Source organism: Photobacterium sp. 53610 (assembly GCF_036409375.1).
In the GTDB taxonomy this organism is placed as follows: Bacteria; Pseudomonadota; Gammaproteobacteria; order Enterobacterales; family Vibrionaceae; genus Photobacterium.
Genome location: NZ_JAXOFS010000001.1, coordinates 125749 through 151008 on the forward strand (window position 1 = coordinate 125749; position 25260 = coordinate 151008).

Consider the following 25260-nt stretch of genomic DNA (forward strand, 5'->3'; position numbering starts at 1 on the left):
CCAACCGCAAATATGTTCGGTTGGCATCATTGTTTAAGTGAAAATATTCCACAAACAACGTCAGTTGGCTAGGTTGACTCTATCAGAGTCGTATTTATAGATGCACTAAGTGTGCCAACTTTTTTGCCTGAGCAAAAAGACGTGATTTGGCATTTTTCCCCACATTCCTCGCACAAAAAAGTTATACTGAATATGTTGTTTTGCATTTTGCAAACCGATTTGCAATGCGAAATAGTAAACTGCAAGGGACAGGGAAAATTTGCAGGTCACTATTTTTCTATTGATTACAATTACATCAATATTGTCTGCATCGGAGGATGAATGGATAGCAAGCAGAAAGTGCGGCAGGTATTAATGGTCGAAGACACAGCGTCTGTCGCGGCCTTATATAAATCCTACCTCAATCCTCTCGGGCTGAATGTAAATATCGTCGGGACAGGGACGGATGCGCTGAAGGCGATGAAAGCTTCGGTACCTGATTTAATTCTGCTGGATTTGCGTTTACCGGATATGACCGGCATGGAAGTGCTTGAAGATGTCCGCGGTAATCATCCTGAACTGCCTGTTGTGATCATGACGGCACATGGCTCCATTGATGTTGCGGTGGAAGCGATGCGTTTTGGCGCAAAAGATTTCCTGATCAAACCCTGTGAAGCTGACCGGTTACGTATTACGGTGAACAATGCGCTGAAGCGTGACAAAGACGACAGCAAAACACGCACAAACCTTACGCAAGGTGCGCAATATCAAGGGTTTATCGGAACCAGCTTACCGATGCAGGCGGTTTATCGTGTGATTGAGTCTGCCGCTTCCAGCCGGGCGACCGTGTTTATCACCGGTGAAAGTGGTACAGGGAAAGAAGTGTGTGCTGAGGCGGTTCATGCAGCAAGTCCGCGTTCGAACATGCCTTTTGTTGCTTTGAATTGTGCGGCAATTCCAAAAGAACTGATTGAGAGTGAACTCTTTGGTCATGTCAAGGGGGCTTTCACCGGCGCATTGACTGAAAGGCAGGGAGCTGTCGAACTGGCGAACAAGGGAACATTGTTTCTTGATGAGCTTTGCGAAATGGATCTTGATTTGCAAAGCAAATTGCTACGGTTCATTCAAACGGGTACGTATCAAAAGGTCGGATCCTCGGTGACCAATTCGGTGGATGTCCGTTTTGTCTGTGCAACGAACCGGAATCCCTGGGAAGAAGTGAAGCAGGGGCGTTTTCGGGAGGACCTGTATTATCGTCTGCATGTGATTCCGATCAGTTTGCCGCCTCTACGTGAACGTGGTGACGATGTCATTGAAATTGCTCATGCTTTGCTGGGACATATTTCAGTGGAGGAAAGTAAACGGTTCTGTCGGTTCTCTCCCGAGGTACTCGAACGCTTCCGTCAGCACGCCTGGCCGGGTAATGTTCGAGAGCTGCAGAACGTGATCCGTAATATCGTTGTACTCAATGATGGTGAAGAAGTACTCACACAAATGCTCCCGCCATCGGTATCCTCTGATTCTGGCGCCGAAATTGCATCATCGAAAAGAGAGCCCACCTCTTCTGTATCAGAAGCCGGGGCGGTGCATCAACATATGGGTACACCGTCAGCGGTGACTCCTGGCCAGATAGAGCCTTTGTGGCAAGTAGAGAAGCGGACGATTCAGCATGCAATTGCTGCCTGTGACGGGAATATTCCGAGGGCAGCAGGATTACTGGAAGTCAGCCCTTCTACGATTTATCGAAAGTTACAGGCTTGGCAAGAGGCCGAGAGTAGTCAAAGGGAGAGCGATTAAATGACTGCCATGATTAATCAAGCAACACTGAAGAAACTGGCTGAAGAAGTTGGTCAGGAAACTGTTGCACTCTTGCTTGAAGTATTCAGCGGTGAGTTAGAGCAGTACTTACAGCAACTGGCTGAACAGCCCAGCGTGATGCAAATCAGAGAGATCAGCCATGCGATTAAAAGCAGCGCTGCCAGTTTCGGAGCTGATGACCTGGCGCAAATGGCCCAGGAGTGTGAATCACGTGTCAAACAGGGGCAAGAAAATTGGGTGAGTGAACACTTACCTGAGCTGCAGAAGTTAGTGGGCGATATGGCTGAGCAATATCGTCATCTAGCTTCGGATCAGGAGGCTTTCAACCGCATTTTTTAGCATCTGTCTGTCATGACGCCATTCGTGGTTGCGGGAGGCAAACTCCCCAACCACTTGGTCATATTCAGCGGAAAGTTCTGGTCTGTGTTTATCGGACAATAATCCATCGATCTTCCTTCCGCCCATTGCCCTTTCACACCAGTGAATCATGGTTTCCATCGACATGTTTCCCGCCGGGCCATTTTCTTTGTCTAAATTGGTGATGAAATAAACCGGCGCTTTGCAGACTTTCAGTTCGTGGGCGAGATCGCTCAGTAAGAGCGGCGGCATCACACTGGTCAGAAAACTGCCTGGACCCAGCAGGATCAGGTCGGCTTGTTTGATCGCCGACAGGGCTTCTTTTGTCGCTGGCACAGAAGGCTCGATCAGCAGACGTTTCGGCACTTGCTGTAATTCATCAATACTGGTTTCCCCACTGATAATACTGCCATCCGGTAACCAGGCTGCCAGATCCGTCGGGTGCTCAGACATCGGCAGAATGTGAGTTTCGACGTGCAGCATTTCCCGGATCAGGTTGATCGCCTCCAGCGGGCGAATACATAAATTATCGAGTGCTGTCAGGATCAGATTTCCCAGATTATGGCCGTTGAGATCGCCTTCACCTCGGAATCTGTATTCAAAGAGCATTGAACCAATTGAAGGCTCAGTGATCAGCTGATTGATACAATTTCTAGTATCGCCCCAGGCTATTCCCCCCATTGAGGCACGAATACGACCGGTCGATCCGCCATTATCTGTTGTGGTCACAATACCGGTGACGTTCGAACCGAAAGCGGAGAGGGAAGACAGGATGCGCCCCAGTCCGTGACCGCCACCGATCGCGACAACTTTATGACTGGAATAGATGGATTGGCTGGCCATTATGAATCATGCTCTTAGGTAATCAAGGGGTCCGGAACAGTGTACTCAAGGCTGGACAGTGAGGAAAGGGCATTGGATGAATTGGGTGACAAGCAGGGAAGTTTGGCGGCCAGTCATGCGCTCTGTCATGACTGAGCCGCCGGAATTACTTAATGGTTTTGTTGCATAATGCTTTGCAGATAATCATAAGTGTCCAGGCAATCAGGCGATGTGAGTAATGCCTGTTTCTGGAAAGCCGGCATTGGCAGCAACTCCAGCCAGCGCTGGCATAACCAGCTTAAATTGTTGAGATACTTCGTTTGATGCAATTTATCCAGCTCAGGATGATTCTTGAACATGGTTTTCAGTTTGTCTGCCAGTTGCTGCTGATCTTTATTGAGCGTCATATCCGGCCACTGAGGAATGTCTTCAGGCTCTGCGTAAAAAACGCCGTTATCAGCCTGGTTCAGCGATTTGATTCTGAAATTGTTATGTCCGTATAAGGTCGCGATCAGGGCACCATCTTCACTGGAGATGTCAAAATCTTCAACAGTGACATGCGTGCCGATATAACAAAAGTGCTGGCCATGTTCATCTTCGTCAAACATGCAGATACCAAACCCATTTTCTGATGCCAGGGCAACTTTAAATGTTTCCATCTGGCTGCCAGGTGGGATTCGTACCGGGATCCGACCGCCAGGCAGGATATGGCGTTGTTGAAATATCAGTGGGATCATGTCACTCATAGTCGGCTCCAATTTGTCATTTTCATTGGACTTTTTGTCTTATCGACGTTGCTTCATATAAACACTGCAATTTAGATGCCGGATTTTAGACCCCACAGCAGGACAGTCACAGAAATGTCATTGTTCTGACATGCAAATCGCTTTGCATTCTGCAAAATCAATCTGCAAATTGCGTCCTCAGCAAGATGTTCGCGTGCAATCTCAGAACTATTTCTGATTGGCGATGATTTTCATCGCCGCATCACTGGGCAGCAGCTCAAGGTGATTCTGCTCGTCAAAGTACCAGCCTTTGATGAGCCCTTTAGAACGCATATCAATGAAACTATCGATGACCTGTCTGGCTTGCGTACGGGCAAGCTTTGCATCTATGCCTTCTTCCCTTTGTAAGTACAATGCAATGTCTTCAACAGTCGCGGATTCAACGATGTCTGACATAACTTCCCCCTTGACTCGTACCGGTCAACAAGATTACTCCTTAGTAGTATTGTCGCATCCTTGAGCTAGGGGTAGACTTAAAAAGGTAATTCTCAATTATTTGTCAATCAGAGCTAATCTCTGGTAGTGTGAATTTACAACGCTGTTGTGTGTTTTCTGTAAAGAGTGTGACAGTTCTTTGTAAAATATTCTGACATATACGCATAACTGCCATCATAACTCCGAGCGGCCCCCTCTAAGTCATCCGTGATATGAGGTTGTCGCCAGTGAGCAGCTGCACGCTGCTTCACTCAGGGCAAGTTCAGAAATGGGCTCGCCTCCCGTATTTGGAAAGGTGTTCCGTGGCTCAACAATTTGAAGATAGCTTCCAGCGCAAGTTCTACTATTTGCGCTTATCCATTACTGACGTCTGTAATTTCAGATGCACCTATTGTCTGCCGGACGGGTACCATCCTGAGCAAGGAAAGAAACCTTCATTCCTGACTTTGGATGAAATCCGTCGAGTGACCAAGGCATTTGCTGACTGCGGGACAACCAAGGTCAGGCTCACTGGGGGAGAACCCAGCCTGAGACGTGATTTCACAGACATCATCCATACAGTTGCTTCTCAGCCCGGTATCGAGAAGGTGGCAACCACCACCAATGGATACCGGATGGCAAAGCATGTTCATGAATGGCGACAAGCCGGCCTGACGCAAATCAATATCAGTGTTGACAGTCTGGATCCGCGTCAGTTCCATCTGATTACCGGTGAGAATCTGTTCCATACCGTTATGGCCGGCATTGATGCCGCCTTTGATGCCGGTTTTGCACAGATAAAAGTGAACACTGTGCTGCTGAAAGGCATGAATGCGGAGCAGCTACCGCAGTTTCTTGCCTGGATTAAAGATCGCCCAATCCAGCTCAGATTTATCGAACTGATGCAGACCGGAGAAATGGATGATCTGTTTCAGCGCTGCCATGTATCCGGCGTCAGTATCCGAAATACGCTGATAGCCAATGGCTGGCTCCTCCGGCCGAGAGGTCTGAACGATGGACCTGCTCAGGTTTTTTACCATCCCGATTACTTAGGCGAAATTGGTCTGATCATGCCTTATGAAAAAGGTTTCTGTACGACCTGTAATCGCTTGCGTGTCTCCGCACGTGGAAAATTACATTTATGTCTGTTTGGTGAGCATGGCGTTGAACTCCGCGATCTGCTCGCAGAAGATAATCAGCATGAGGCGTTAATAACACGCATTCGTGGTGGCCTGACAGACAAATCGGTCAGCCACTATCTGCTGGAAGGTAATACCGGGATGACGCCGCATTTAGCCTCAATTGGTGGATGAAGAAATTTCCTGAAAATTTGAATAGAAGAGAAGTAAATGACTGAACTGACTCATATTAATGCGTCGGGCGAAGCCAATATGGTGGATGTATCCGGCAAAGTGGAAACGGTTCGTGAAGCAAAAGCGGAAGCGTTTGTCTCAATGTCTGAAACAACGCTGGCGCTCATTTTGTCTGGCCAGCATCACAAAGGGGATGTCTTTGCGACGGCGAGAATTGCGGGGATCCAGGCTGCCAAGAAAACCTGGGATTTAATTCCGCTTTGTCACCCGCTGCTGTTGTCGAAAGTTGAAGTGCAACTGGAAGCTTTACCAGACAGTAATCAGGTCCGGATTTTGTCTACCTGTAAGCTGGCAGGTAAAACCGGTGTTGAAATGGAAGCGTTAACAGCGGCGTCTGTAGCTGCACTGACAATTTATGACATGTGTAAAGCAGTCCAGAAAGATATGGTGATCGGACCGGTAAGATTGCTTGAAAAAAGCGGCGGTAAGTCGGGATACTTCCGTATCGGGCAACAGACTCAGGGAGCAGAACAATGATCACTGTTTTATTTTTTGCTCAGGTGCGTGAGTTGGTGGGGGAAGATAAGCTTGAGCTGCCGAATGAGTTCTCTGATGCCGAAGCAGTTCGCCAGCACTTGTCATTACGCGGAGATAAATGGGCAATCGCGCTTGATAGCACAAAGCTGTTAACGGCGGTCAATCAAACGATCTGTTCTACAGACACCCTGTTAAAAGACGGTGATGAAGTTGCATTCTTTCCGCCGGTAACCGGAGGTTAACCCATGTCAGATCATACAGTATTGACAGATGTTGTCCGCGTACAGCCTGAAGATTTTGATGTCGGAATCGAATATCAATTATTGGCACAAAACTCTCAGGCCGGTGCGATCGTCACTTTCACCGGCCAGGTCCGAGACATGAATTTAGGTGAGTCAGTCACTAGCCTGACGCTGGAGCATTATCCCGGGATGACGGAAAAGTCACTGGCATCCATTATCGAGCAGGCGAAATCTCGCTGGCCGTTGTTCAAGGTGACTGTCATCCACAGAATCGGCCATTTAACTTCAGGCGATCAGATTGTCTTTGTCGGCGTATCCAGTGCTCATCGCGGGGCAGCTTTCCAGGCTTGCGAATTTATCATGGATTATCTGAAAACAGAGGCGCCTTTCTGGAAGAAAGAAGTGCGGGAAGGTAAGCCAAGCTGGGTCGATGCAAGGGAGAGTGACCAGCAGGCTCGGGAGCGTTGGTAGCTGTTCGTTGTTGTGGGAATGTTACGGTCGTGTTTTCCTCTCTGATTTTTAAATGATGGGGGAAAACACCTTATTTTGACATTGATCCAGATATTAAAACTACATTCTATTTAATCTGCATAACTTCACCTCTGTTTTAGTTCTCTTGTTGGGTTTTTATTTCAATCATTTTTGCATATGATTTCCCCATCTGTGCATAAACAGCAGATTTAACCATCCCGCCATTTTACCTGCGAATTTATGCTCACCAAACAAAAGCAAACATAGTTTTAACATCAGGAAGTGTGAAAACCGACACTTTTTTATTGTGTGAGTTAGTCCGGCGACCCAGAAAGTTCCAAAAAAAGTTTATATCTTTTTAAGTGATATTTTTCATTTATTATAACCATATCGCATTATTGTGTTGTTTCTTTTTGTGAATAAAAAGTGAAAATAAATTTAATGAAATCCATAACAAGTAAATAATAATTCACTAAAAATAACTAAATATTCCACATGGATCATGATCACACTTTCGGTTTTGATGGATTTTTATACTATTTTGTAACCTTATTGTTGAAATGTTCTATTGCGTGCTCATTCAGTGCCTGTTAAGTTTTTGTCGTCCTTGGATGGGGCCGAATAACATAAAATCGTTACAGGAATGTAAAATGAAAAAGACACTTTTAGCAGTAGCAATTCCTACCTTACTGATTGCCAACGCAGCGAATGCTTATGAACTTGTCAACGAAGAAGGAAAATTTGTTGATTTTTACGGCCAACTGCGTACTCAAGTTGAAAAATACGAAAATAAAGATGTCACTTTGAATGCTGGTTCTTCACGTGCTGGTGTTGACGCTAAATATGCGATTAACGACTCTGTTGATGTTGTTGGTAAAGTTGAATTTGGCGTGGGCTACAAAGAAGGTTCTTACGATCTGGCGAACCGTTTGCATTTTGCTGGTTTAGCGACTCAGGCCGGTACCTTCACTTTTGGTCGTCAGTGGATTTCTGCCGATGATGTTTGGGGTGCTGATTACTCTTACTTCTTTGGTGGTACTGGTATTGGTCAGACTTCTGAGAAACTGTCAGGCGGTCGCCACGATTCTTCTATCAAGTATAAGTTTGACGGTAAAAGCTTCTGGGTAAACTCTACTTTTGGCTTGTCTGAAGATGATACAAACCAAGAGCTCGCTGAGTTGTTTGTTGGTACAAGCATCGGCAACTTCAACTTGCACTTAGGCGGTGGTTACAACCGCGATAAATCTTTCTCCGTAGGTGAAAATGAAACAACATCAAATGTGCCTGTCGATAGCAATAAAGACGGCGTTAATGATGGTTTCACAACAGTTACAAGCAAGACTGACATTACTGCAGACATCGAAAACACTTATTTCGAAGGTACTGTTGAAGGTACGTTTGGTCCTGCTACAGTTGGTTTCACCTATAACTATGGTTCATTTGAGCAAAAGAATACCAGCACCAAGCGTACCGTTGACGTAGACGCATTTATGCTGGCAGCCACATATAGTGTTGCAAGTAATGCAAGTGTCTACGGTGGCTATGAATTTACTAACTTTGATGCGAAAAATGATACTCAAAGCCTGTCTGACGATTACACTGTTATCTACCTGGGCGGTGTTTATCACCTGAACAGCTGGTCTCGTGTGTATGCTGAATACGGTTATGCAGACGGCGCAACAATCGGTTATAAGAATAACAGCTCTGACGTTACGGTTGTTCGTGGTCTAGTGGACAGCGAAAGCTCCTTCGCAGTCGGTTACCGTGTTTACTGGTAATCACAATCGCTAAAAGCAGTTTGTAACTTGCAAAGACTACTGCCTTTGAACCCGGCGCCCTGGCGCCGGGTTTGTGTTTTCAGGACATAAAATTGCAAGAACAAAAAATAGCCCCGTAATGGGGCTATTTCTTACCATAAGAGTCACTGACGTCAACTGACCTTATTTTGTGCTTTCTTCTTTCACTTTCCGGGCTGGTGGCATGTAGCCATGACGGACTCGTGAAGGGCTGGGACGCGAAGCGCCACCCGCTGGTCTCATAGTTTCGCTCTCAATCACTAACGGAAATTTCAGGAACAGGTTGTATTGGCATCGTGTACAACTGCTGCTGGTTGAATAACCTTGCCAATAGCGCAGATATTAGCGCTAAACATCCGGCTGAGATACATGAAAATTGCGTTGAAATGCTAATGTGAAAACAAAATCTAACAGCGTTTTTTTTATATATTTTTGTTCTTAGAAACAGCGTTCAGCAGAGCAGGAAATGTTGTGCCATAGTTAATTATCTGTGGCGATCTGCCACAGTGATGATTGCACGGACAATGCAGACAGAAATGTCCTCAATGGTCATGTGCTGTAAACCGGTGTCATGATGCAGTCATTGATTCATAGATCTTCTGTTTTTCTGGGAGGAGTTATGAAGCACAGACGCGTTTCGAATAAAAGAGTGAAGCAATTACTTGAAGAGATTGGAATCCGTGATTCGTCGGGCGATGCAATGAGTGAACCTCACGGCACGTTGCGTGAAGGAAGACGATCGCAGCCGCGAGATGACGACAGACATTTTTCCATTGAAACTGATCGAAAATAATTGTCATTTCATATCAAAAAGCGTCAGTTTTGGCGCTTTTTTTGTGGGCATTGATCAACTTTTCCTATCTTTCTCGTTGAATGCATTCAAACAATAATGTTCCCACGGATAAAAATAGCGCAAAAATGAATTAATATGTGATTTGGGTGTATTTTTATTAATGTTATCAGGATGTTTAGCTGCATCAGCTGTTTGGACCAGATATTGTGGGTAAATGCTCTGTTTGTCTATTTTTGCTCAGATTTTTTATCTGTGCTAATCGTTTTTATGAGGTGTGATCTCTGTTTTTGTGATGATTTTATGGCAAATATTGTTAGTTACTGTTAAAGTTGCCAATCAATTCTTCGGTTAAATCATCATTGATAATTGGAATAACAATGCATGATAACGGTTATCATTAACCTGACCTTAGAAAGCCATGGACGCAATGAAATAATGTATTGGAGATAATGCATGTTTAAGAACAAAATTACTCAGGCACTATTACTGAGTGCAGGCGTTAGTGTTGCAGCCGCTTCTTTTTCTGCAGTGGCTGCGCATGTTCCTGCTGGTGTGAAACTGGCCGATAAGCAAGAACTGGTACGTGGAAATGGTGCCGAAGTTGCTTCGATTGACCCACACAAAACAGAAGGTGTGCCTGAATCCCATGTCATTCGTGATTTGCTGGAAGGTCTGGTCAACCAGGATGCTGACGGAAAAACCGTTCCAGGTGTTGCAAAGAGCTGGGAAACCAAAGATAACCGCACATTTATTTTCCACCTTCGTAAAAACGCAAAATGGTCGAACGGCGATCCTGTGACTGCACATGATTTCGTGTATAGCTTCAAGCGTGCTGTAGACCCTGCCACCGCTTCTCCATATTCATGGTATCTGGAAATGACCACCATGAAGAATGCCGCTGACATCATCGCCGGGAAGAAAGATAAAGATACGCTGGGCGTCTTTGCGGACGATGATTACACGTTGCGAATTGAATTGCAGGAAGCAGTTCCTTACTTCGTGAAAATGATGGGTCACACGACTGTGAAACCAGTCAACCAGAAAGTGGTTGAAAAATATGGTGATGACTGGACGAAGCCAGAAAACTTTGTCGGTAACGGCGCTTACGTTCTGGACAAGTGGGTCGTGAATGAGCGTATCGAACTGGTTCGTAATAAGAATTACTGGGATAACGAGCACACGGTTATTAACAAAGTGACCTATCTGCCGATTGAAAACCAGGTTGCTGAGATGAACCGTTTCCTGGCTGGTGAAATCGACTTCACGTACGAAGTACCGAACGAGCATTTCCGTCGCCTGGAGAAAGAGCATCCGAAAGAAGTAACCATTACGGGTAATCTGTGTTCTTACTACTACGGCTTCAATAACGAAAAAGCACCATTCAACGATGTACGTGTTCGTAAAGCACTGACTTATGCAATTGACCGTGACATCATCACCAAAGCACTGTTAGGCCAAGGCCAGAAACCAGCTTATTTCCTGACTCCGGAAATCACTGCTGGATTCGATCCTGTTCAGCCTGACTACGCGAAGATGACTCAGAAAGAGCGTGTTGCAAAAGCGAAAGAACTGCTGAAAGAAGCAGGTTTCGACAGCAGCCACCCTCTGAAATTCACTCTGCTGTACAACACCTCAGAAAACCATAAAAAGATTGCTGTTGCGATCGCTTCGATGTGGAAAAAGAACCTGGGTGTAACTGCTGAGCTGGAGAACCAAGAGTGGAAAACGTACCTGGATAACCGACGCCAGGGTAACTTTGAAGTCACTCGTGCCGGCTGGTGTGGCGACTACAATGAAGCGTCCAGCTTCCTGTCGCTGATGCAGAGCAACAACTCTTCAAATGATCCGCGTTATAAGAGCGAAGCATATGACAAGGTCATGGCTCAGGCTCTGAAATCTACTTCTGATGAAGAGCGTGAAGCGCTGTACGTAGAAGCAGAAAAACTGCTGGCGAAAGATATGCCAATCGCGCCTATCTATCAATACGTTAAGCCTCGCTTGTTAAGCCAGAAAGTTGGCGGCTTCCCATATAACAATGCGGAAGAGAAGATCTTCTCGAAAGATCTGTACATTAAAGCGAACTAAGCGCTCGTACTAACCAAAAAAATAAGACCAACTGCATCTCCTTCTGAGAAGGGGGAGATGCAGCATTTCTGTCACAGCTATTAGTCGGTAACAATTATGATTAAGTTTGTTGCAAAACGGATTTTTGAGGCGATCCCAACGTTGTTGGTATTGATCACTATCTCATTTTTCCTGATGCGCTTCGCGCCGGGGAATCCGTTCTCAAGTGAACGCCCGCTTCCACCAGAAGTGATGGCAAACATTGAAGCGAAATATGGCCTGGATAAGCCTGTTTTTGAGCAGTACACCACGTACCTTGGAAACATTCTTCATGGCGATTTTGGTCCGTCTTTCAAATATAAAGACTTTACGGTGAATGAACTGATTCGGGATGCATTACCTGTTTCAGCTAAAATCGGTTTCTTTGCCTTTATTTTTGCACTGGTGATGGGCGTAACCGTCGGGACCATCGCAGCTCTGAAGCAAAATACCTGGGTAGATTATCTGATCATGTCGACCGCGATGGCCGGTGTGGTAATGCCATCGTTTATTCTGGCGCCAGTTCTTATCTATATCTTCGCAATTAACATGCATTGGCTGCCTGCAGGTGGCTGGCAGGGGGGCACGATTGAGTTCATGTTGCTGCCGATGTTTGGCATGGCGCTGCTGTATGTTGCCACTTTTGCCCGTATTACACGGGGAAGCATGATTGAAACGCTGAATAGTAACTTTATCCGTACAGCCCGTGCAAAAGGACTGAGTTATCCATACATCATTGTCAAACATGCTCTGAAGCCAGCCTTGCTGCCAGTGGTCTCTTATATGGGCCCTGCCTTTGTCGGTATCATCACAGGTTCCGTTGTGATTGAAACCATCTTCGGTCTGCCTGGTATTGGAAAGCTGTTCGTGAATGCCGCCTTTAACCGTGACTATTCACTGGTACTTGGTGTGACTATTCTGATCGGTACCCTGACCATTCTGTTTAACGCCATTGTGGATATTGTTCTGGCGTATATCGATCCGAAAATCCGCTACTAAGGAAACTGACCGATGATGTTAACTAAAAAAGAAAACGTGCAAGCGGTTGAGAAGTTTTCAGGACAGCTGGAAATTGAAGGCCGTAGTTTGTGGCAGGACGCCCGTACCCGTTTTACACGAAATAAAGCGGCAATGGTCAGCCTGTTTATTCTGTCCTTGATCACACTGGCTGTGATTTTTGGCCCAATGTTCAGCCAGTATGCATTTGATGATACAGACTGGTACGCGCTGCATGAAGCCCCAAGTTTTGGCGAGGAAGGCCATTTTTTTGGGACTGACAGTCTGGGGCGTGACCTCTATACCCGAACGCTGATTGGTGGCCGTATTTCATTGCTGGTCGGTGTGCTGGGTGCGCTGGTTGCCGTGATTATCGGAACACTGTATGGCGCGACCTCTGGTTTCATTGGTGGCCGTACAGACCGTATCATGATGCGTATTCTGGAAATCCTGTACTCAATTCCGTTTATGTTCTTCGTGATTGTATTGGTGACCTTCTTTGGCCGAAATATCATGCTGATTTTCGTAGCGATTGGTGCGATTTCCTGGCTGGATATGGCACGTATCGTCCGTGGTCAGACGCTTTCTCTGCGAAGTAAAGAGTTTATTGAAGCGGCCCATGTCTGTGGTGTCAGCCGCTGGAATATTATTACCCGTCATATCGTTCCGAACGTTTTGGGTATTGTTGCGGTGTACTCAACATTACTTGTTCCACAAATGATATTGACAGAATCTTTCCTGAGCTTCCTTGGTTTGGGTGTTCAGGAGCCAATGACCAGCTGGGGTGCACTGCTGCAAGAAGGTGCGCAGACAATGGAAATTGCCATCTGGCAATTGATGTTCCCGGCCGCGTTTATGGTCCTGACCCTGTTCTGCTTTAACTATGTTGGTGACGGTCTGCGTGACGCACTGGATCCAAAAGACAGATAAAAACGAAGCAATATTGATTGCCGCTGTTCAGTCTCCCTGCAAATACAGGACTGAATGGCGGCAGGAAAAGGAAGCAAGATATGAGCCTATTAGAAGTCAAAGATCTGCGCGTCGAATTCACCACGCAAGATGGGATTGTCACCGCAGTAAACGATCTGAATTTCTCTCTGAAACAGGGTGAAACTTTGGGTATCGTGGGTGAATCTGGTTCTGGTAAAAGCCAGACAGTATTTGCCATTATGGGCCTGTTGGCCAAAAACGGTAAGATCAGCGGCAGTGCTAAATTTGAAGGCCGCGAAATTCTGAATTTGTCTGAGCGTGAGCTGAACAGAATTCGTGCCGAACAAATTGCGATGATCTTTCAGGACCCGATGACCTCACTGAACCCGTATATGAAAGTCAGCGATCAGCTGATGGAAGTTCTGATGCTTCATAAAGGGATGGGGAAAGCGGAAGCTTTTGAAGAAAGTGTACGTATGCTGGATGCGGTGAAAATTCCGGAAGCCCGCAAGCGTATTACAATGTACCCGCATGAATTTTCAGGTGGTATGCGTCAGCGTGTGATGATTGCAATGGCGCTGCTGTGCCGTCCGAAGTTGCTGATTGCAGATGAGCCGACCACAGCTCTCGACGTGACGGTTCAGGCACAGATTATGGATCTGCTGAACGAACTGAAATCAGACTTTAACACTGCAATTATCATGATTACCCACGATCTGGGTGTCGTTGCCGGCAGCTGTGACAAAGTTCTGGTCATGTATGCTGGCCGTACGATGGAGTACGGCAAAATCAATGAGATTTTCTACCAGCCTGCTCACCCGTATACAGAAGGGTTGCTGAAAGCGATTCCTCGTCTGGATACCGAAGGTGAAGAATTACCGACGATTCCGGGTAACCCGCCAAACCTGCTGCGTCTGCCGGTCGGCTGCCCATATCAGGAGCGTTGCCATCGGGCAACCAGCCTGTGTTCACAGGAAGCACCTTCTTTGCAGCCGTTTGCTGAAGGTCGTTTACGTGCATGTTTTTCTGATGTGGGGACTTGGTAATGCAAGCAGAGAAGAAAGTTTTACTCGATATTCAAGATCTGAAGGTTCACTTTAACATTTCACCGAAGTCTGCATGGCCCTGGACGAAACCGCTGAAGCTGAAAGCTGTCGATGGTGTCGGGATTCGCCTGTATGAAGGTGAGACACTGGGTGTCGTCGGTGAGTCTGGCTGTGGTAAGTCTACCTTTGCCCGTGCTGTGATTGGTCTGGTGGAAGCGACGGAAGGCAACGTGGTTTGGCTAGGTCAGGATCTGACGAAGCTGGAACACAATGCGCTGCGCGAAAAGCGTAAAGAAATTCAGATGATCTTCCAGGACCCGCTGGCATCATTGAATCCGCGGATGACGGTGGGCGACATTATTGCTGAGCCGCTGAAAACCTTTTACCCGGAGCTGACGATTGATGAAGTCAAAGCTCGTGTCAAAGAAATGATGAAAAAGGTTGGTTTGCTGCCGAATGTGATTAACCGCTATCCACATGAATTTTCTGGCGGCCAGTGTCAGCGCATCGGGATTGCCCGTGCACTGATCCTGAAACCGAAACTGATCATTTGTGATGAACCGGTTTCTGCCCTGGATGTATCCATTCAGGCACAGGTCGTCAACCTGCTGAAATCACTACAGAAAGAGATGGGCCTGAGCCTGATTTTTATTGCACACGACCTGTCTGTTGTGAAGCACATTTCAGATCGTGTGATGGTGATGTATCTGGGGAATGCAGTGGAAATTGGTGAAGGGGAAGCCTTGTTTGCTGAACCGAAGCACCCGTATACCAAAGCACTGATGTCAGCGGTACCAATTCCAGATCCTGAGCTGGAGCGGAGTAAGACGATCCAGTTACTGGAAGGTGATTTGCCGTCACCGATGAATCCGCCGTCAGGCTGTGTGTTCAGAACCCGTTGTCCTCAGGCAACCGATACATGTGCTCAGAAAAAACCTCAATTAGAAGGGAATGACGTACATGCGGTGTCTTGTCTGAATGTGCACTGATTTAAGCCTGTGACAGGCTTTAAGCGCGGCGTAAAACCCGCGCTTTTTTTGTTCGCACCATGCGAAACACTGAATAAACCTCAAACTTTCAAGTGTTCTGTTAACAATTTATTGATGTAGTTATCACCAGTAGATACATTTTTGACTGATATTACTTACAAGGATGGTTTTATGCGGTCGCTCTCTGTTCAGTGGAAAATTACCCTCATGGCAGGGTTTGCCTTACTGGCAACAGCAGCAGTACTTACAAGTTTATCTTTTTATTTTTCGGGACAAAGCCAGCAGTTAGTCAGCCAGCAGTCTTTCAGTTCACTCAGAAGCCAGTCGCAGGCACTGGTGAAAGCTCAGGCAGAACGACAGGCTATTTCTATTCAGCAGTTTTTTGACGAAGCGTCTTACCGGGCGGAGATGCTGGCTCAGAGTGTTCTGTTTCTGAAATATAACGCAGAAGAAAATTATACCAACAGTGCAGAGTTACGAGGCTCTGTGACTGAATTATTAAGACGTTCCGTGAATGGCTTTTCGAACATTCACGGGGCCTTTGTTGTTTTTGAACCGGATGCGCTGGACGGCGAAGACGGCAATTATGTCGACGCTGCCTATGTCGGGGCAAACTCAACCGGCCGTTTTGCGCCGTATTGGTACCGCGGTGAGAGCGGTGAGGCGGAACAGCGAATTATCAGTGAAGAAGAAATTACGAATAACGGCACGAATCACTGGTACACCTGCAGTCTGAAAGGGTCTCAATCCTGCATACAGGATCCGAAGTTTTCAACGGATAACGGCGAGCAGGTATTGCTGAGCTCTATCACGATTCCGCTGATCGTCAACGGTAAAGCCCTTGGTGTAATGGGGATTGATATCAAGCTGGATTCGCTCCAGCAAGTCATTAATGTTGTCGACGGGAATCTGTTTCATGGCAGCGGGCAGGTTTCCCTAATCAGCCAGAACGGAACAGTGGTTGCCTGGGATCAGGCTGAGAGCCGCGTGGGTAGTCAGCTTCAGAGCAGTGATGGCTTGCCGGATGCGATTCCGGCGTGGTTGAAGGCTGGTCAGCAGCGTGTCGGCTGGAGTCAGGACCAAACGTCTCTGACGGCTTACAATCCGGTGGAACTTGGTCAGACGACCTGGGGCGTTGTGATTCAATTGCCGGCGGAAAATGTTCTGGCAGAAGCCACAGCTCTGGATCAGGCTATTCAGAAGCAACGAGATGAATCTTCTGTGGTTCAGTTGCTGGTGAGTTTCGTGATTGCCGCGGCAGGTTTACTGATGCTGTGGTTTGCGGCCGCGAAACTGGTTGCTCCGATTCGTCAGGTTGCAGATCGTCTGAAAGACATTGCGTCGGGTGAAGGGGATTTAACTCAGCGTTTGCAGGTTGATCAGCAGGATGAACTGGGTGAGTTGGCAACCTGGTTCAACCGTTTTCTGGATAAACTTCAGCATACGATTTCGCAGGTGATTATCGCAGTTGATCAGGTTGGCACCACTGCCAATGAAGCGGCACAGGTAGCGAGCCATACCCGGGACGGCAGTCAGGCCCAGTTTAAAGAAGTGGATATGGTTGCGACAGCTTCTGAAGAAATGGCGCAGACTGCGCAACAGGTGGTCAGTCATACAGAAACTGCGGTTGTTGCTGCGCGTGATGCCGATGCGGCAGCGGTTGAAGGGCAGGGGGTGATTTATGCCTCTGCCGATTCAATGAATCACCTTGTTGCACGGATGGAAACGGCTGTGCCAGTCGCGCGTGAGCTTGAAAGTAGCAGCGAAGATATTGATGAAATCCTTCAGGTGATCGCCGGGATTTCGGAGCAGACAAACTTGCTGGCACTGAATGCTGCCATTGAAGCTGCTCGTGCCGGTGAGCAAGGCCGTGGTTTTGCTGTGGTGGCCGATGAAGTGCGCCAGCTTGCCAGCCGGACACAGGATTCTGTCGGGCAGATCCGCAACGTGATCGAAGTATTGCAGCAAGGAACCCGTGAAGTGGTGAAAGCCATTGAAGAGGGCAATCAGCTGGCGGGTGACACGGCGCAGCAGGTCAGAGAAGCGGTCAGCAGTCTGGAGCGGATCACGGAATCGGTCCGTGCAATTCAGTCGATGAATGAGCAAATCATGCATGCTGCCGACGAGCAGCGGGCGGTCGCGGGTGAAGTGAACAGGAATGTGTCGAACATCCGTGAACTCAGCGAGACGATTCTCGGCCAGGCCGAGCATTCGGCAACCATTGGTCAGCGCCTGACAACCTTGTCCCATAAACAGCAAGAGCTGGCCGGGCAGTTCAGAGTGTAACATTCTGTGCTGATGAACTGAAAAGCCCGCATTGCGGGCTTTTTTAATTTTTAGCGGGCTTATTCGGCCGGATGCCAGTAGCCCATATTGACGAACTTAGTCAGCAGGGGAAGCAGCGTCTGATGTTCAATCAGCGGACCCATGTCGGCGACGGAAAAACTATCCTGATTGCAGAGCCAGTCCGCGGCTGTTTCACAGCCCGATGGCAGGTGATAGCACTCGCCGTCAACGTACACTGTGCCGGGCTTGCCCTGATGGTAGAAAGCACGTAATCCGCCAATCTTGAACAGAGTCTCTCCCTGCAGCAGCAGATCCGCCAATTCGCTTGGTGTCCACAAAGGGTCTGCAGAGATGATATCCATCTCATGGCGGCTCAGGCTCAGGTATTCGCCCAGCCATTGTTGCATGGCTTCAGGATCATCCATCAAGCTTCGCATCATACTGATCAGATCTTCCGCTTCGGCAACTGGGACTTCACCATAGTTTTCGCGAGCAGGCAGATCCGGGTTGTGGTAGTGCTCATCGCCCATCTCATTTTCAATCACAAAGTCTGCAAAGCTGCTCAGGAGTTCCTGTTTTTTCGGTGAGCGGAACCCCATGGAATAACTCATCGCATTTTCCAGCGCATAGCCATCATGCGGGAAACCTGCCGGGATATACAGGATGTCACCGGCTTCCAGAACTTCATCAATGATAGGATCAAAGCCAGTAATCTGGCGAAGACTCGGATGACGGAAGCACTCTTCATAATTGTCTTTTTTCGGACCGACGCGCCAGCGCCGCTTGCCGCTGCCCTGAATGATGAAGACATCGTACTGATCAAAGTGCGGTCCGACACCGCCGCCGGGAGTGGAATAGCTGATCATCAGATCATCAAACAGCCAGCCCGGCATCTGACGGAATGGTTTCACCAGACGGGCAGCCCCGGTATGCCAGTGATTGGCGGCCTGCACCATGAAAGACCAGTGATCTTCCGGAAGATTTTCGAATGTCAGCGGGCCTTGTTCAACTTGCCACTGTTCACCCTGACGAGCGACATAGCGTGAGTCGACCTCAGCTTCCATGGCCAGTCCTGCCAGCTCATCCGGGCTGATAGGGTCAACGAAATCGGTCAAACCACCCTTGATGACAGTTGGCTGTTTTTGCCAGTAAGTTGACAAGAACTCACTGAATGAAAAGCTAAATTGATACATAGTCTTCAATGTCTAAAAAATTTTGCGGGATTATAGCAGCAAATGAGAGTCTTTCGTCTGAAAGCAAAAAAGGCCAGCGGTGCGCTGGCCTTGAGTGTCTGTATCAAAACGGTTTGATTACAGCTCGTCTGTCAGTTTGACTGCGTCACCAATATAATTGGCAGGTGTCATTGCTTTCAGGCGCTCTTTCTCGTGCTCCGGCAGTTCCAGACCATCGATAAACTGACGCATACCTTCGCCGTCAACACGTTTACCGCGGGTCAGCTCTTTCAGCTTTTCGTATGGCTTTTCAATGCCATAGCGGCGCATGACAGTCTGTACCGGCTCAGCCAGAACTTCCCAGTTCTGATCCAGCTCAGCTTCCAGCGCCGCCTGATTGACCTGAAGTTTGCTGATGCCTTTCATGGTAGAACCGTATGCAATCAGTGCGTAGCCACAGCCAACGCCCAGGTTGCGCAGAACAGTTGAATCTGTCAGGTCACGCTGCCAGCGAGAAATTGGCAGTTTCTGGGCCAGATGACCAAAGATGGCATTGGCCAGACCCAGATTACCTTCCGAGTTCTCGAAATCAATCGGGTTCACTTTGTGCGGCATGGTTGAAGAACCGATCTCACCGGCAATGGTCTTCTGCTTGAAGTGGCCCAGTGCGATATAACCCCATACATCACGGTCGAAGTCGATCAGAATCGTGTTAAAACGGGCAAAGGCGTCAAACAGTTCCGCAATGTAATCATGCGGCTCGATCTGTGTGGTGTACGGGTTCCAGGTCAGACCCAGAGAAGTGACGAATTCTTCGCTGTACTGATGCCAGTCGATGTTCGGATAAGCAGACAGGTGTGCGTTGTAGTTACCGACGGCGCCGTTGATTTTACCCAGCAGTTCGACCTGTTCAATCTGGCGGAACTGGCGCTCCATACGGTACGCCACGTTTGCCATTTCTTTACCCATGGTACTCGGGGAAGCTGGCTGGCCATGTGTGCGGGACAGCAGCGGCACTTCGCGGTATTCAGCTGCCAGTGCTTTGATGGCATCAATCAGACCGCGTACTTCAGGCAGCATCACTTGTTCACGCGCTTCTTTCAGCATCAGGGCGTGAGACAGATTATTGATGTCTTCTGATGTGCAGGCAAAGTGAATGAATTCGTTAACTGCATGCAGCTCTGGCAGTTCAGCCACTTTTTCCTTCAGGAAATATTCCACGGCTTTCACGTCGTGGTTGGTGGTGCGCTCAATGGTTTTGATACGCTGCGCATCTTCTTCACTGAACTCAGCGGCAATGCGATCCAGGAAGGCATTGGCTTCAGCGCTGAACGCTGGAACTTCCGCGATAGCGTCAGTTGCTGCCAGTTTTTGCAGCCAGCGAATTTCTACGATGGTGCGATATTTCAGCAGACCGAATTCACTGAAGATACTGCGCAGGGCGCTGGTCTTGCTACCATAGCGGCCGTCTACCGGGGAAACAGCAGTCAATGCTGACAGTTCCATGTTGTCTCTCTCCTGATTAAGGGGTTATAGCTGATTTACAGAGCATCCGTCTCAGATACTCAATGAAATAGGTTTAGCTTCTGGCCTGAATAATCCGGGCCTGTTCAAGCATTTGTTTACGGCCAAACAGCAGGTGACGGCGTTTGCCGCCAACCTGACGCCAGAGCACGGCACTGCGGACCGCTGCCAGCAGCAGCGCCCGGACTTTGTGCTGAACGTGTTGTTGCTGAAGCTGGGCCGGAGTGCCTGTGACCTGAATTCTTGGACCGAGCGGACTGATAATGTCGAGATAAACACTGGCTAAATTACTGATCATCTGGTCATCCAGCAGGTCAAAATGTGTCAGCTGGCGTTTGACCATATCAATGCGATCGCCCAGCTGAGCCATGCTGTCCCGGCGGCTGGCCAGTTTCCGCTCCAGTGCCATGACACTGACCAGATAGCGGGTAATTTCGCTGCCGGCCGGTGTGTTATCGATTTCGTGGATCATGGTGCTGAGCCCGAGTTGCAGATCGGATTCATCCCCGTAAATTTCAATGACATTTTTCGGGTCGGTCGCCGTCAGGCTGCGAAGGCAGGTCGCGAGTGCATCATTGTCACAGGTACCGGTCCGGGCAATGGTCTGAACCAGTTTGACAGCCTGGCAGATTCCAGCGAAAGCGACCGTCCTGTCATAAATTGAATATGCCATGTCCGTCCTCAGATCCTTTCTTCAATGATACCGCCGCCCAGGCACACTTCACCCTGATAGAAGACGGCAGACTGGCCTGGTGTGACCGCGATTTGCGGCTCATCAAAAATGACCTTAATACTGTTATCGTCAACCGGAATGATAGTGCACGGGATATCCTGCTGGCGGTAGCGGGTTTTCACGGTACACTGCAGTGGTTCACGGACAGGTTCGCGGTCGACCCAATGAAGCTGAGCGGCGATCAGTCCGTTCGACTGCAGGCGAGGGTGGTCTTTGCCCTGGCCGACAATTAGCTGATTCTTTTTAATATCTTTATCAACGACATACCAAGGATCATCCGAGCTGTCTTTCATACCACCGATCAGCAGGCCTTTGCGCTGCCCCAGTGTGTGGTACATCAGGCCCTGGTGCTGACCAATGACTTTGCCTTCATCTGCGGTGACGATATCACCCGGTTGTGCAGGCAGATACTTACTCAGAAACTCGGTGAATTTGCGTTCACCGATAAAGCAGATACCGGTTGAATCTTTTTTCTTGGCGGTGATCAGATCTTGCTCTTCAGCGATACGGCGCACTTCAGGTTTTTCCAGTTCGCCGACCGGGAACAGGCTGCGGGCAATCTGGTCATGGCTCAGGGTATACAGGAAGTAGCTCTGGTCTTTGTTGTTATCCAGACCACGCAGCATCTGTGGTTTTTCACCCGGCTGAGTCGGGAAGCTACGCCGGGTATAATGACCCATGGCGATATAATCAGCATCCAGCACTTCGTCGGCAAACTCCAGAAACGCCTTGAACTTGATTTCTTTATTACACAGGATGTCCGGATTCGGAGTACGTCCTGCTTTGTATTCGGCCAGGAAATACTCGAAAACGTTATCCCAGTACTCAGCCGCAAAGTTGATCGTATGAAGATGAATGCCCAGCTTGTCGCATACGGCCTGCGCGTCCGCAAGATCTTCTGCGGCAGAGCAGTACTCGTCGTTATCGTCCTCTTCCCAGTTTTTCATGAACAGGCCTTCTACCTGATAACCCTGTTGAAGGAGCAGGTAAGCAGAAACCGAGGAATCGACGCCGCCGGACATGCCGACAATAACTTTTTTCTGGCTGTTATCTGACATTTTTCTCTTCAATCTTGAATAAGTGATAAGAGCGTGATTCTAACAGAAAGTGGTCTGCTGAAACAGATCGGGAGCGCCTTCACACTTTATTCATACTTCTGCTGCAAACGAGCTGCTGAACATACAGCAGAACGTGCATGTTTTACCGCCGCGCAATCGTTTGCTATTTGCCGGCAATGATAGTTGAAGTGGTGATGAAAGTGTAGTGCTTTCGTTCAATTAACCGAGTCGGCGTTGCATACCTGCCGGGGAAGTCAGAGCGTGACTTCCCGCCATTCTCCCGGAGCGAGGCCGTCGACTGTCCAGTCGGCCATCTGATAACGGATCAGCCTGAGTGTCGGATGGCCAATATGGGCGGTCATCCGGCGGACCTGCCGGTTTCTGCCTTCAATCAGCGTGATACTCAGCCAGGTTGTCGGTATGTTCTTTCGTTCCCGGATTGGTGGTGTCCTTTCCCAGACTTCAGGCGCAGGCATCACTTCGACCGTTGCCGGCAGCGTCATCCCGTCTTTCAGTTCAACACCATGGCGTAATTGTTCCAGTGTGTCATCGGCTGGTATTCCCTCAACCTGGACCCAGTATGTTTTGGGTTTCTTGGAGCCGGGTTGGGTCAGGCGGGCCTGCAAAATGCCGTCATTTGTCAGGACCAGCAGTCCTTCACTGTCTTTATCCAGTCGTCCCGCCGGATACACGTCTTTAACAGAAATGTAATCTGCGAGTGTGATATCACCGGGTTCGCCACTGAACTGGGTCAGAACGTTAAATGGCTTATTGAAAAGGATAATCTTCCGAGGGCCCTGAGGTCGGCGAGGCTTGTTCGCCATGCGCGATGGACGCCGGTTTGTGCTTCTATGTCCATGGTTCGGCGAACTTTTTTGAGAGGGTTTGCCGGATAGCTGACGAGGTTTCATTGTTTTCATGCTGATAAGATTTCAGGGGGATAAGCGTTTTGTGAGCGGATGATTATATCCTAAAAATCCGCCCATGGCGTGTTGGCAAATTTTCAAGTATGATGCCCCGGCATCTTACAAAAAGATAACAAACGGACGCTAGGAGAATTTAATGGATAGTAAAGTAGTTGTACCAGCTGAAGGTCAGAAGATTACCCTCGATGCTCATGGTAAGCTGGTCGTTCCTAACAACCCAATCATCCCTTTCATCGAAGGCGACGGTATTGGTGTTGATGTAAGCCCTGCAATGCTGAAAGTTGTTGATGCAGCGGTTGAGAAAGCTTACGGCGGCGACCGTAAAATTTCTTGGATGGAAATCTACACCGGTGAGAAATCAACTCAGGTTTACGGTGAAGACGCCTGGCTGCCTCAAGAAACCCTCGATTTTATTCGTGACTACAAAGTTGCGATTAAAGGCCCGCTGACCACGCCTGTAGGCGGCGGTATCCGCTCTCTGAACGTTGCTCTGCGTCAGGAACTGGATCTGTATATCTGTGCTCGTCCGGTTCGTTACTTTGACGGCGTGCCAAGCCCGCTGAAACAGCCTGAACTGACTGATATGGTTATCTACCGTGAAAACTCGGAAGATATCTACGCGGGTATTGAGTACAAAGCCGGTACTGAAGAAGCGGACAAAGTCATCAAGTTCCTGCGTGAAGAAATGGGCGCAACCAAAATCCGTTTCCCACAACAATGTGGTATCGGTATCAAGCCTGTTTCTGAAGAAGGTACCAAGCGTCTGGTTCGTGCTGCGCTGCAATACACCATCGACAACGATCGTGATTCACTGACTCTGGTGCACAAAGGTAACATCATGAAGTTCACCGAAGGTGCCTTCAAAGACTGGGGTTACGAAGTTGCGAAAGAGTTTGGTGCTGAGCTGCTGGACGGTGGCCCATGGATGACGCTGAAGAATCCAAACACCGGTAAAGAAATCACCATCAAAGACAGCATCGCAGATGCCTTCCTGCAGCAAATCCTGCTGCGTCCGGCTGAGTACGATGTGATTGCAACACTGAACCTGAACGGTGACTACATCTCTGATGCACTGGCTGCACAGGTGGGTGGTATCGGTATTGCACCGGGTGCCAACATCGGTGATGGCGTTGCACTGTTCGAAGCGACTCACGGTACAGCACCGAAGTATGCAGGTCAGGACAAAGTAAACCCAGGTTCTCTGATCCTGTCTGCTGAGATGATGCTGCGTCATATGGGCTGGACTGAAGCTGCTGACCTGATCATCAAGTCAATGGAAGCGGCTATTCGCAACAAAACTGTGACTTACGATTTCGAGCGTCTGATGGACGGTGCGACACTGCGTAAGTGTTCAGAGTTTGCGAACGATATGATCGAGCAAATGTAATTAAACTGAAAGTTCGATTTCAGAAGGGCTCAGCTTAAGGCTGGGCCTTTTTATTTTGTTGGGAAAACGTGCTCACAAATGGCATCAAAGTCTGGTGAAGGGATTGTGTTGTTTTATACAGATCAGCCATAATTACTTCAGCCGTCATCCGGATAACTGCTGTAAAAGCATATGAAGCAGTGAAGTTGTTTTTTATTTGTTAATTTTCTGTGATTTTATGGCTGTATTCATCTTTTATTCACTTATCGGTCAGTAAGAATATTACTGAGCCTGGAAAAAGGAATAAAAAATAAAAATGAATTTGTCAGTAATAAGGTTGGCGGGGAGTGGGAACTAAAAGGTGAGCATGTGCCCACCTAATCAAGTGATGTAAACGTGTCAGCAAATGTTATTTACTGGCGCTTTCAGCATCGATGGGGACAATTTCACTGGCGTGGTAGCCTTTCGGGCCAGTCTGAACGGTGTAGTTAACTTGTTGACCTGCCTTGAGTGTGCGATATCCTTCCATCTGGATAGTTGAATAGTGTGCAAAGATATCGCCTTCGCCGTTTTCAGGGCAAATGAAACCGAAACCTTTTGCGTTGTTGAACCACTTAACTGTACCTGTTGCCATGCTTTACATCCCTCTTTGCATTCAATTTCCATTTAGCATTTATATAACAATACAGTTTTATCATGAGTTGAATATAAATGCTATTTTGATGCAGATAGTATCTACTACAAGGTACACTTTAGTAAAAAGACCTAGACAGTCAAGCACGACTTGTAACATTTGGATGAAAT

General features: G+C 48.0%; 23 protein-coding genes and 1 riboswitch. Of the genes, 14 read left to right on the top strand and 9 right to left on the bottom strand.

The genetic code is table 11. The annotated features are described in order from the left end of the window. Positions 1 to 321: 321 nt before the first annotated feature. Complete coding sequence (gene luxO / locus SPK40_RS00660; protein ID WP_330959102.1) at positions 322 to 1776, top strand: quorum-sensing sigma-54 dependent transcriptional regulator LuxO; 1455 nt, start codon at positions 322 to 324, stop codon at positions 1774 to 1776. After that, complete coding sequence (locus SPK40_RS00665) at positions 1777 to 2136, top strand: Hpt domain-containing protein (RefSeq protein ID WP_248141020.1); 360 nt, start codon at positions 1777 to 1779, stop codon at positions 2134 to 2136. Here the strand turns inward: SPK40_RS00665 and yvcK are convergent. The 3 genes from yvcK to SPK40_RS00680 form a co-directional block, all read right to left on the bottom strand. After that, positions 2098 to 2997 carry a uridine diphosphate-N-acetylglucosamine-binding protein YvcK gene (gene yvcK, locus SPK40_RS00670; RefSeq protein WP_330959103.1) on the bottom strand — a complete coding sequence of 300 codons (900 nt, stop codon included), beginning with the start codon at positions 2995 to 2997 and terminating at the stop codon, positions 2098 to 2100. The two genes, SPK40_RS00665 and yvcK, sit on opposite strands and share 39 nt — an antisense overlap. 149 nt (positions 2998 to 3146) lie before the next feature. Further along, positions 3147 to 3722 (bottom strand): LON peptidase substrate-binding domain-containing protein, encoded by a 576-nt coding sequence (locus SPK40_RS00675; protein WP_248141018.1) that lies wholly within the window; start codon positions 3720 to 3722, stop codon positions 3147 to 3149. 207 nt (positions 3723 to 3929) lie between these two features. Then, positions 3930 to 4157: a hypothetical protein gene (locus SPK40_RS00680; RefSeq protein ID WP_248141017.1), complete on the bottom strand. Its 228-nt coding sequence runs from the start codon at positions 4155 to 4157 to the stop codon at positions 3930 to 3932. Positions 4158 to 4364: 207 nt separating this feature from the next. Next, positions 4365 to 4510, top strand: a riboswitch (molybdenum cofactor riboswitch). On the opposite strand from SPK40_RS00680, the gene moaA reads away from it, so the two are divergent. The 11 genes from moaA (at position 4499) to SPK40_RS00735 (ending at position 17677) form a co-directional block, all read left to right on the top strand. Beyond that, the gene (gene moaA / locus SPK40_RS00685) at positions 4499 to 5488 is read left to right on the top strand and encodes a GTP 3',8-cyclase MoaA (RefSeq protein WP_330959104.1); all 990 of its coding nucleotides are present in this window, start codon (positions 4499 to 4501) and stop codon (positions 5486 to 5488) included. (Overlaps the previous riboswitch by 12 nt.) A gap of 36 nt (positions 5489 to 5524) precedes the next feature. Next, the gene (gene moaC / locus SPK40_RS00690; protein ID WP_330959105.1) at positions 5525 to 6025 is read left to right on the top strand and encodes a cyclic pyranopterin monophosphate synthase MoaC; all 501 of its coding nucleotides are present in this window, start codon (positions 5525 to 5527) and stop codon (positions 6023 to 6025) included. After that, the gene (gene moaD, locus SPK40_RS00695) at positions 6022 to 6267 is read left to right on the top strand and encodes a molybdopterin synthase sulfur carrier subunit (protein WP_248141012.1); all 246 of its coding nucleotides are present in this window, start codon (positions 6022 to 6024) and stop codon (positions 6265 to 6267) included. Before moaC ends, moaD begins: the two co-directional genes overlap by 4 nt. Before the next feature lie 3 nt (positions 6268 to 6270). After that, positions 6271 to 6738: a molybdopterin synthase catalytic subunit MoaE gene (moaE, locus tag SPK40_RS00700; RefSeq protein WP_442957535.1), complete on the top strand. Its 468-nt coding sequence runs from the start codon at positions 6271 to 6273 to the stop codon at positions 6736 to 6738. Positions 6739 to 7388: 650 nt separating this feature from the next. After that, positions 7389 to 8516, top strand: a complete 1128-nt coding sequence (locus SPK40_RS00705; RefSeq protein ID WP_330959106.1) for a porin — start codon at positions 7389 to 7391, stop codon at positions 8514 to 8516. A 1264-nt stretch (positions 8517 to 9780) separates the two neighbouring features. Beyond that, on the top strand, positions 9781 to 11412 hold the full coding sequence (locus SPK40_RS00710; RefSeq protein ID WP_330959107.1) for an ABC transporter substrate-binding protein: 1632 nt from the start codon (positions 9781 to 9783) through the stop codon (positions 11410 to 11412). Between the two features lie 96 nt (positions 11413 to 11508). Beyond that, positions 11509 to 12429 carry an oligopeptide ABC transporter permease OppB gene (gene oppB / locus SPK40_RS00715; protein WP_330959108.1) on the top strand — a complete coding sequence of 307 codons (921 nt, stop codon included), beginning with the start codon at positions 11509 to 11511 and terminating at the stop codon, positions 12427 to 12429. A gap of 15 nt (positions 12430 to 12444) precedes the next feature. Then, complete coding sequence (oppC, locus tag SPK40_RS00720; protein WP_330959831.1) at positions 12445 to 13356, top strand: oligopeptide ABC transporter permease OppC; 912 nt, start codon at positions 12445 to 12447, stop codon at positions 13354 to 13356. A gap of 80 nt (positions 13357 to 13436) precedes the next feature. After that, on the top strand, positions 13437 to 14402 hold the full coding sequence (locus SPK40_RS00725; protein WP_248141008.1) for an ABC transporter ATP-binding protein: 966 nt from the start codon (positions 13437 to 13439) through the stop codon (positions 14400 to 14402). After that, positions 14402 to 15391 carry a murein tripeptide/oligopeptide ABC transporter ATP binding protein OppF gene (oppF, locus tag SPK40_RS00730; protein ID WP_330959109.1) on the top strand — a complete coding sequence of 330 codons (990 nt, stop codon included), beginning with the start codon at positions 14402 to 14404 and terminating at the stop codon, positions 15389 to 15391. The genes SPK40_RS00725 and oppF overlap by 1 nt, the downstream gene beginning before the upstream one ends. Positions 15392 to 15562: 171 nt before the next feature. Beyond that, on the top strand, positions 15563 to 17677 hold the full coding sequence (locus SPK40_RS00735; RefSeq protein WP_330959110.1) for a methyl-accepting chemotaxis protein: 2115 nt from the start codon (positions 15563 to 15565) through the stop codon (positions 17675 to 17677). Positions 17678 to 17736: 59 nt separating this feature from the next. Here SPK40_RS00735 and SPK40_RS00740 read toward each other — a convergent pair whose 3' ends face one another. From SPK40_RS00740 to SPK40_RS00760, 5 genes are all read right to left on the bottom strand, one after another. After that, the gene (locus tag SPK40_RS00740; RefSeq protein ID WP_330959111.1) at positions 17737 to 18870 is read right to left on the bottom strand and encodes a ribosomal protein uL16 3-hydroxylase; all 1134 of its coding nucleotides are present in this window, start codon (positions 18868 to 18870) and stop codon (positions 17737 to 17739) included. Positions 18871 to 18987: 117 nt separating this feature from the next. Next, entirely contained in the window at positions 18988 to 20355 is a 1368-nt protein-coding gene (gene purB / locus SPK40_RS00745; protein ID WP_248141003.1) for an adenylosuccinate lyase, read from the bottom strand. 73 nt (positions 20356 to 20428) lie between these two features. Further along, on the bottom strand, positions 20429 to 21046 hold the full coding sequence (gene hflD / locus SPK40_RS00750) for a high frequency lysogenization protein HflD (protein WP_248141002.1): 618 nt from the start codon (positions 21044 to 21046) through the stop codon (positions 20429 to 20431). An 8-nt stretch (positions 21047 to 21054) separates the two neighbouring features. Next, on the bottom strand, positions 21055 to 22164 hold the full coding sequence (gene mnmA, locus SPK40_RS00755; protein WP_330959112.1) for a tRNA 2-thiouridine(34) synthase MnmA: 1110 nt from the start codon (positions 22162 to 22164) through the stop codon (positions 21055 to 21057). A 254-nt stretch (positions 22165 to 22418) separates the two neighbouring features. Further along, entirely contained in the window at positions 22419 to 22988 is a 570-nt protein-coding gene (locus SPK40_RS00760) for a pseudouridine synthase (RefSeq protein ID WP_371929340.1), read from the bottom strand. Between the two features lie 238 nt (positions 22989 to 23226). On the opposite strand from SPK40_RS00760, the gene icd reads away from it, so the two are divergent. After that, on the top strand, positions 23227 to 24477 hold the full coding sequence (gene icd / locus SPK40_RS00765; RefSeq protein WP_248140999.1) for an NADP-dependent isocitrate dehydrogenase: 1251 nt from the start codon (positions 23227 to 23229) through the stop codon (positions 24475 to 24477). Positions 24478 to 24865: 388 nt separating this feature from the next. Here icd and cspD read toward each other — a convergent pair whose 3' ends face one another. Continuing rightward, on the bottom strand, positions 24866 to 25090 hold the full coding sequence (cspD, locus tag SPK40_RS00770; protein ID WP_248140998.1) for a cold shock domain-containing protein CspD: 225 nt from the start codon (positions 25088 to 25090) through the stop codon (positions 24866 to 24868). Positions 25091 to 25260 lie beyond the last annotated feature (170 nt).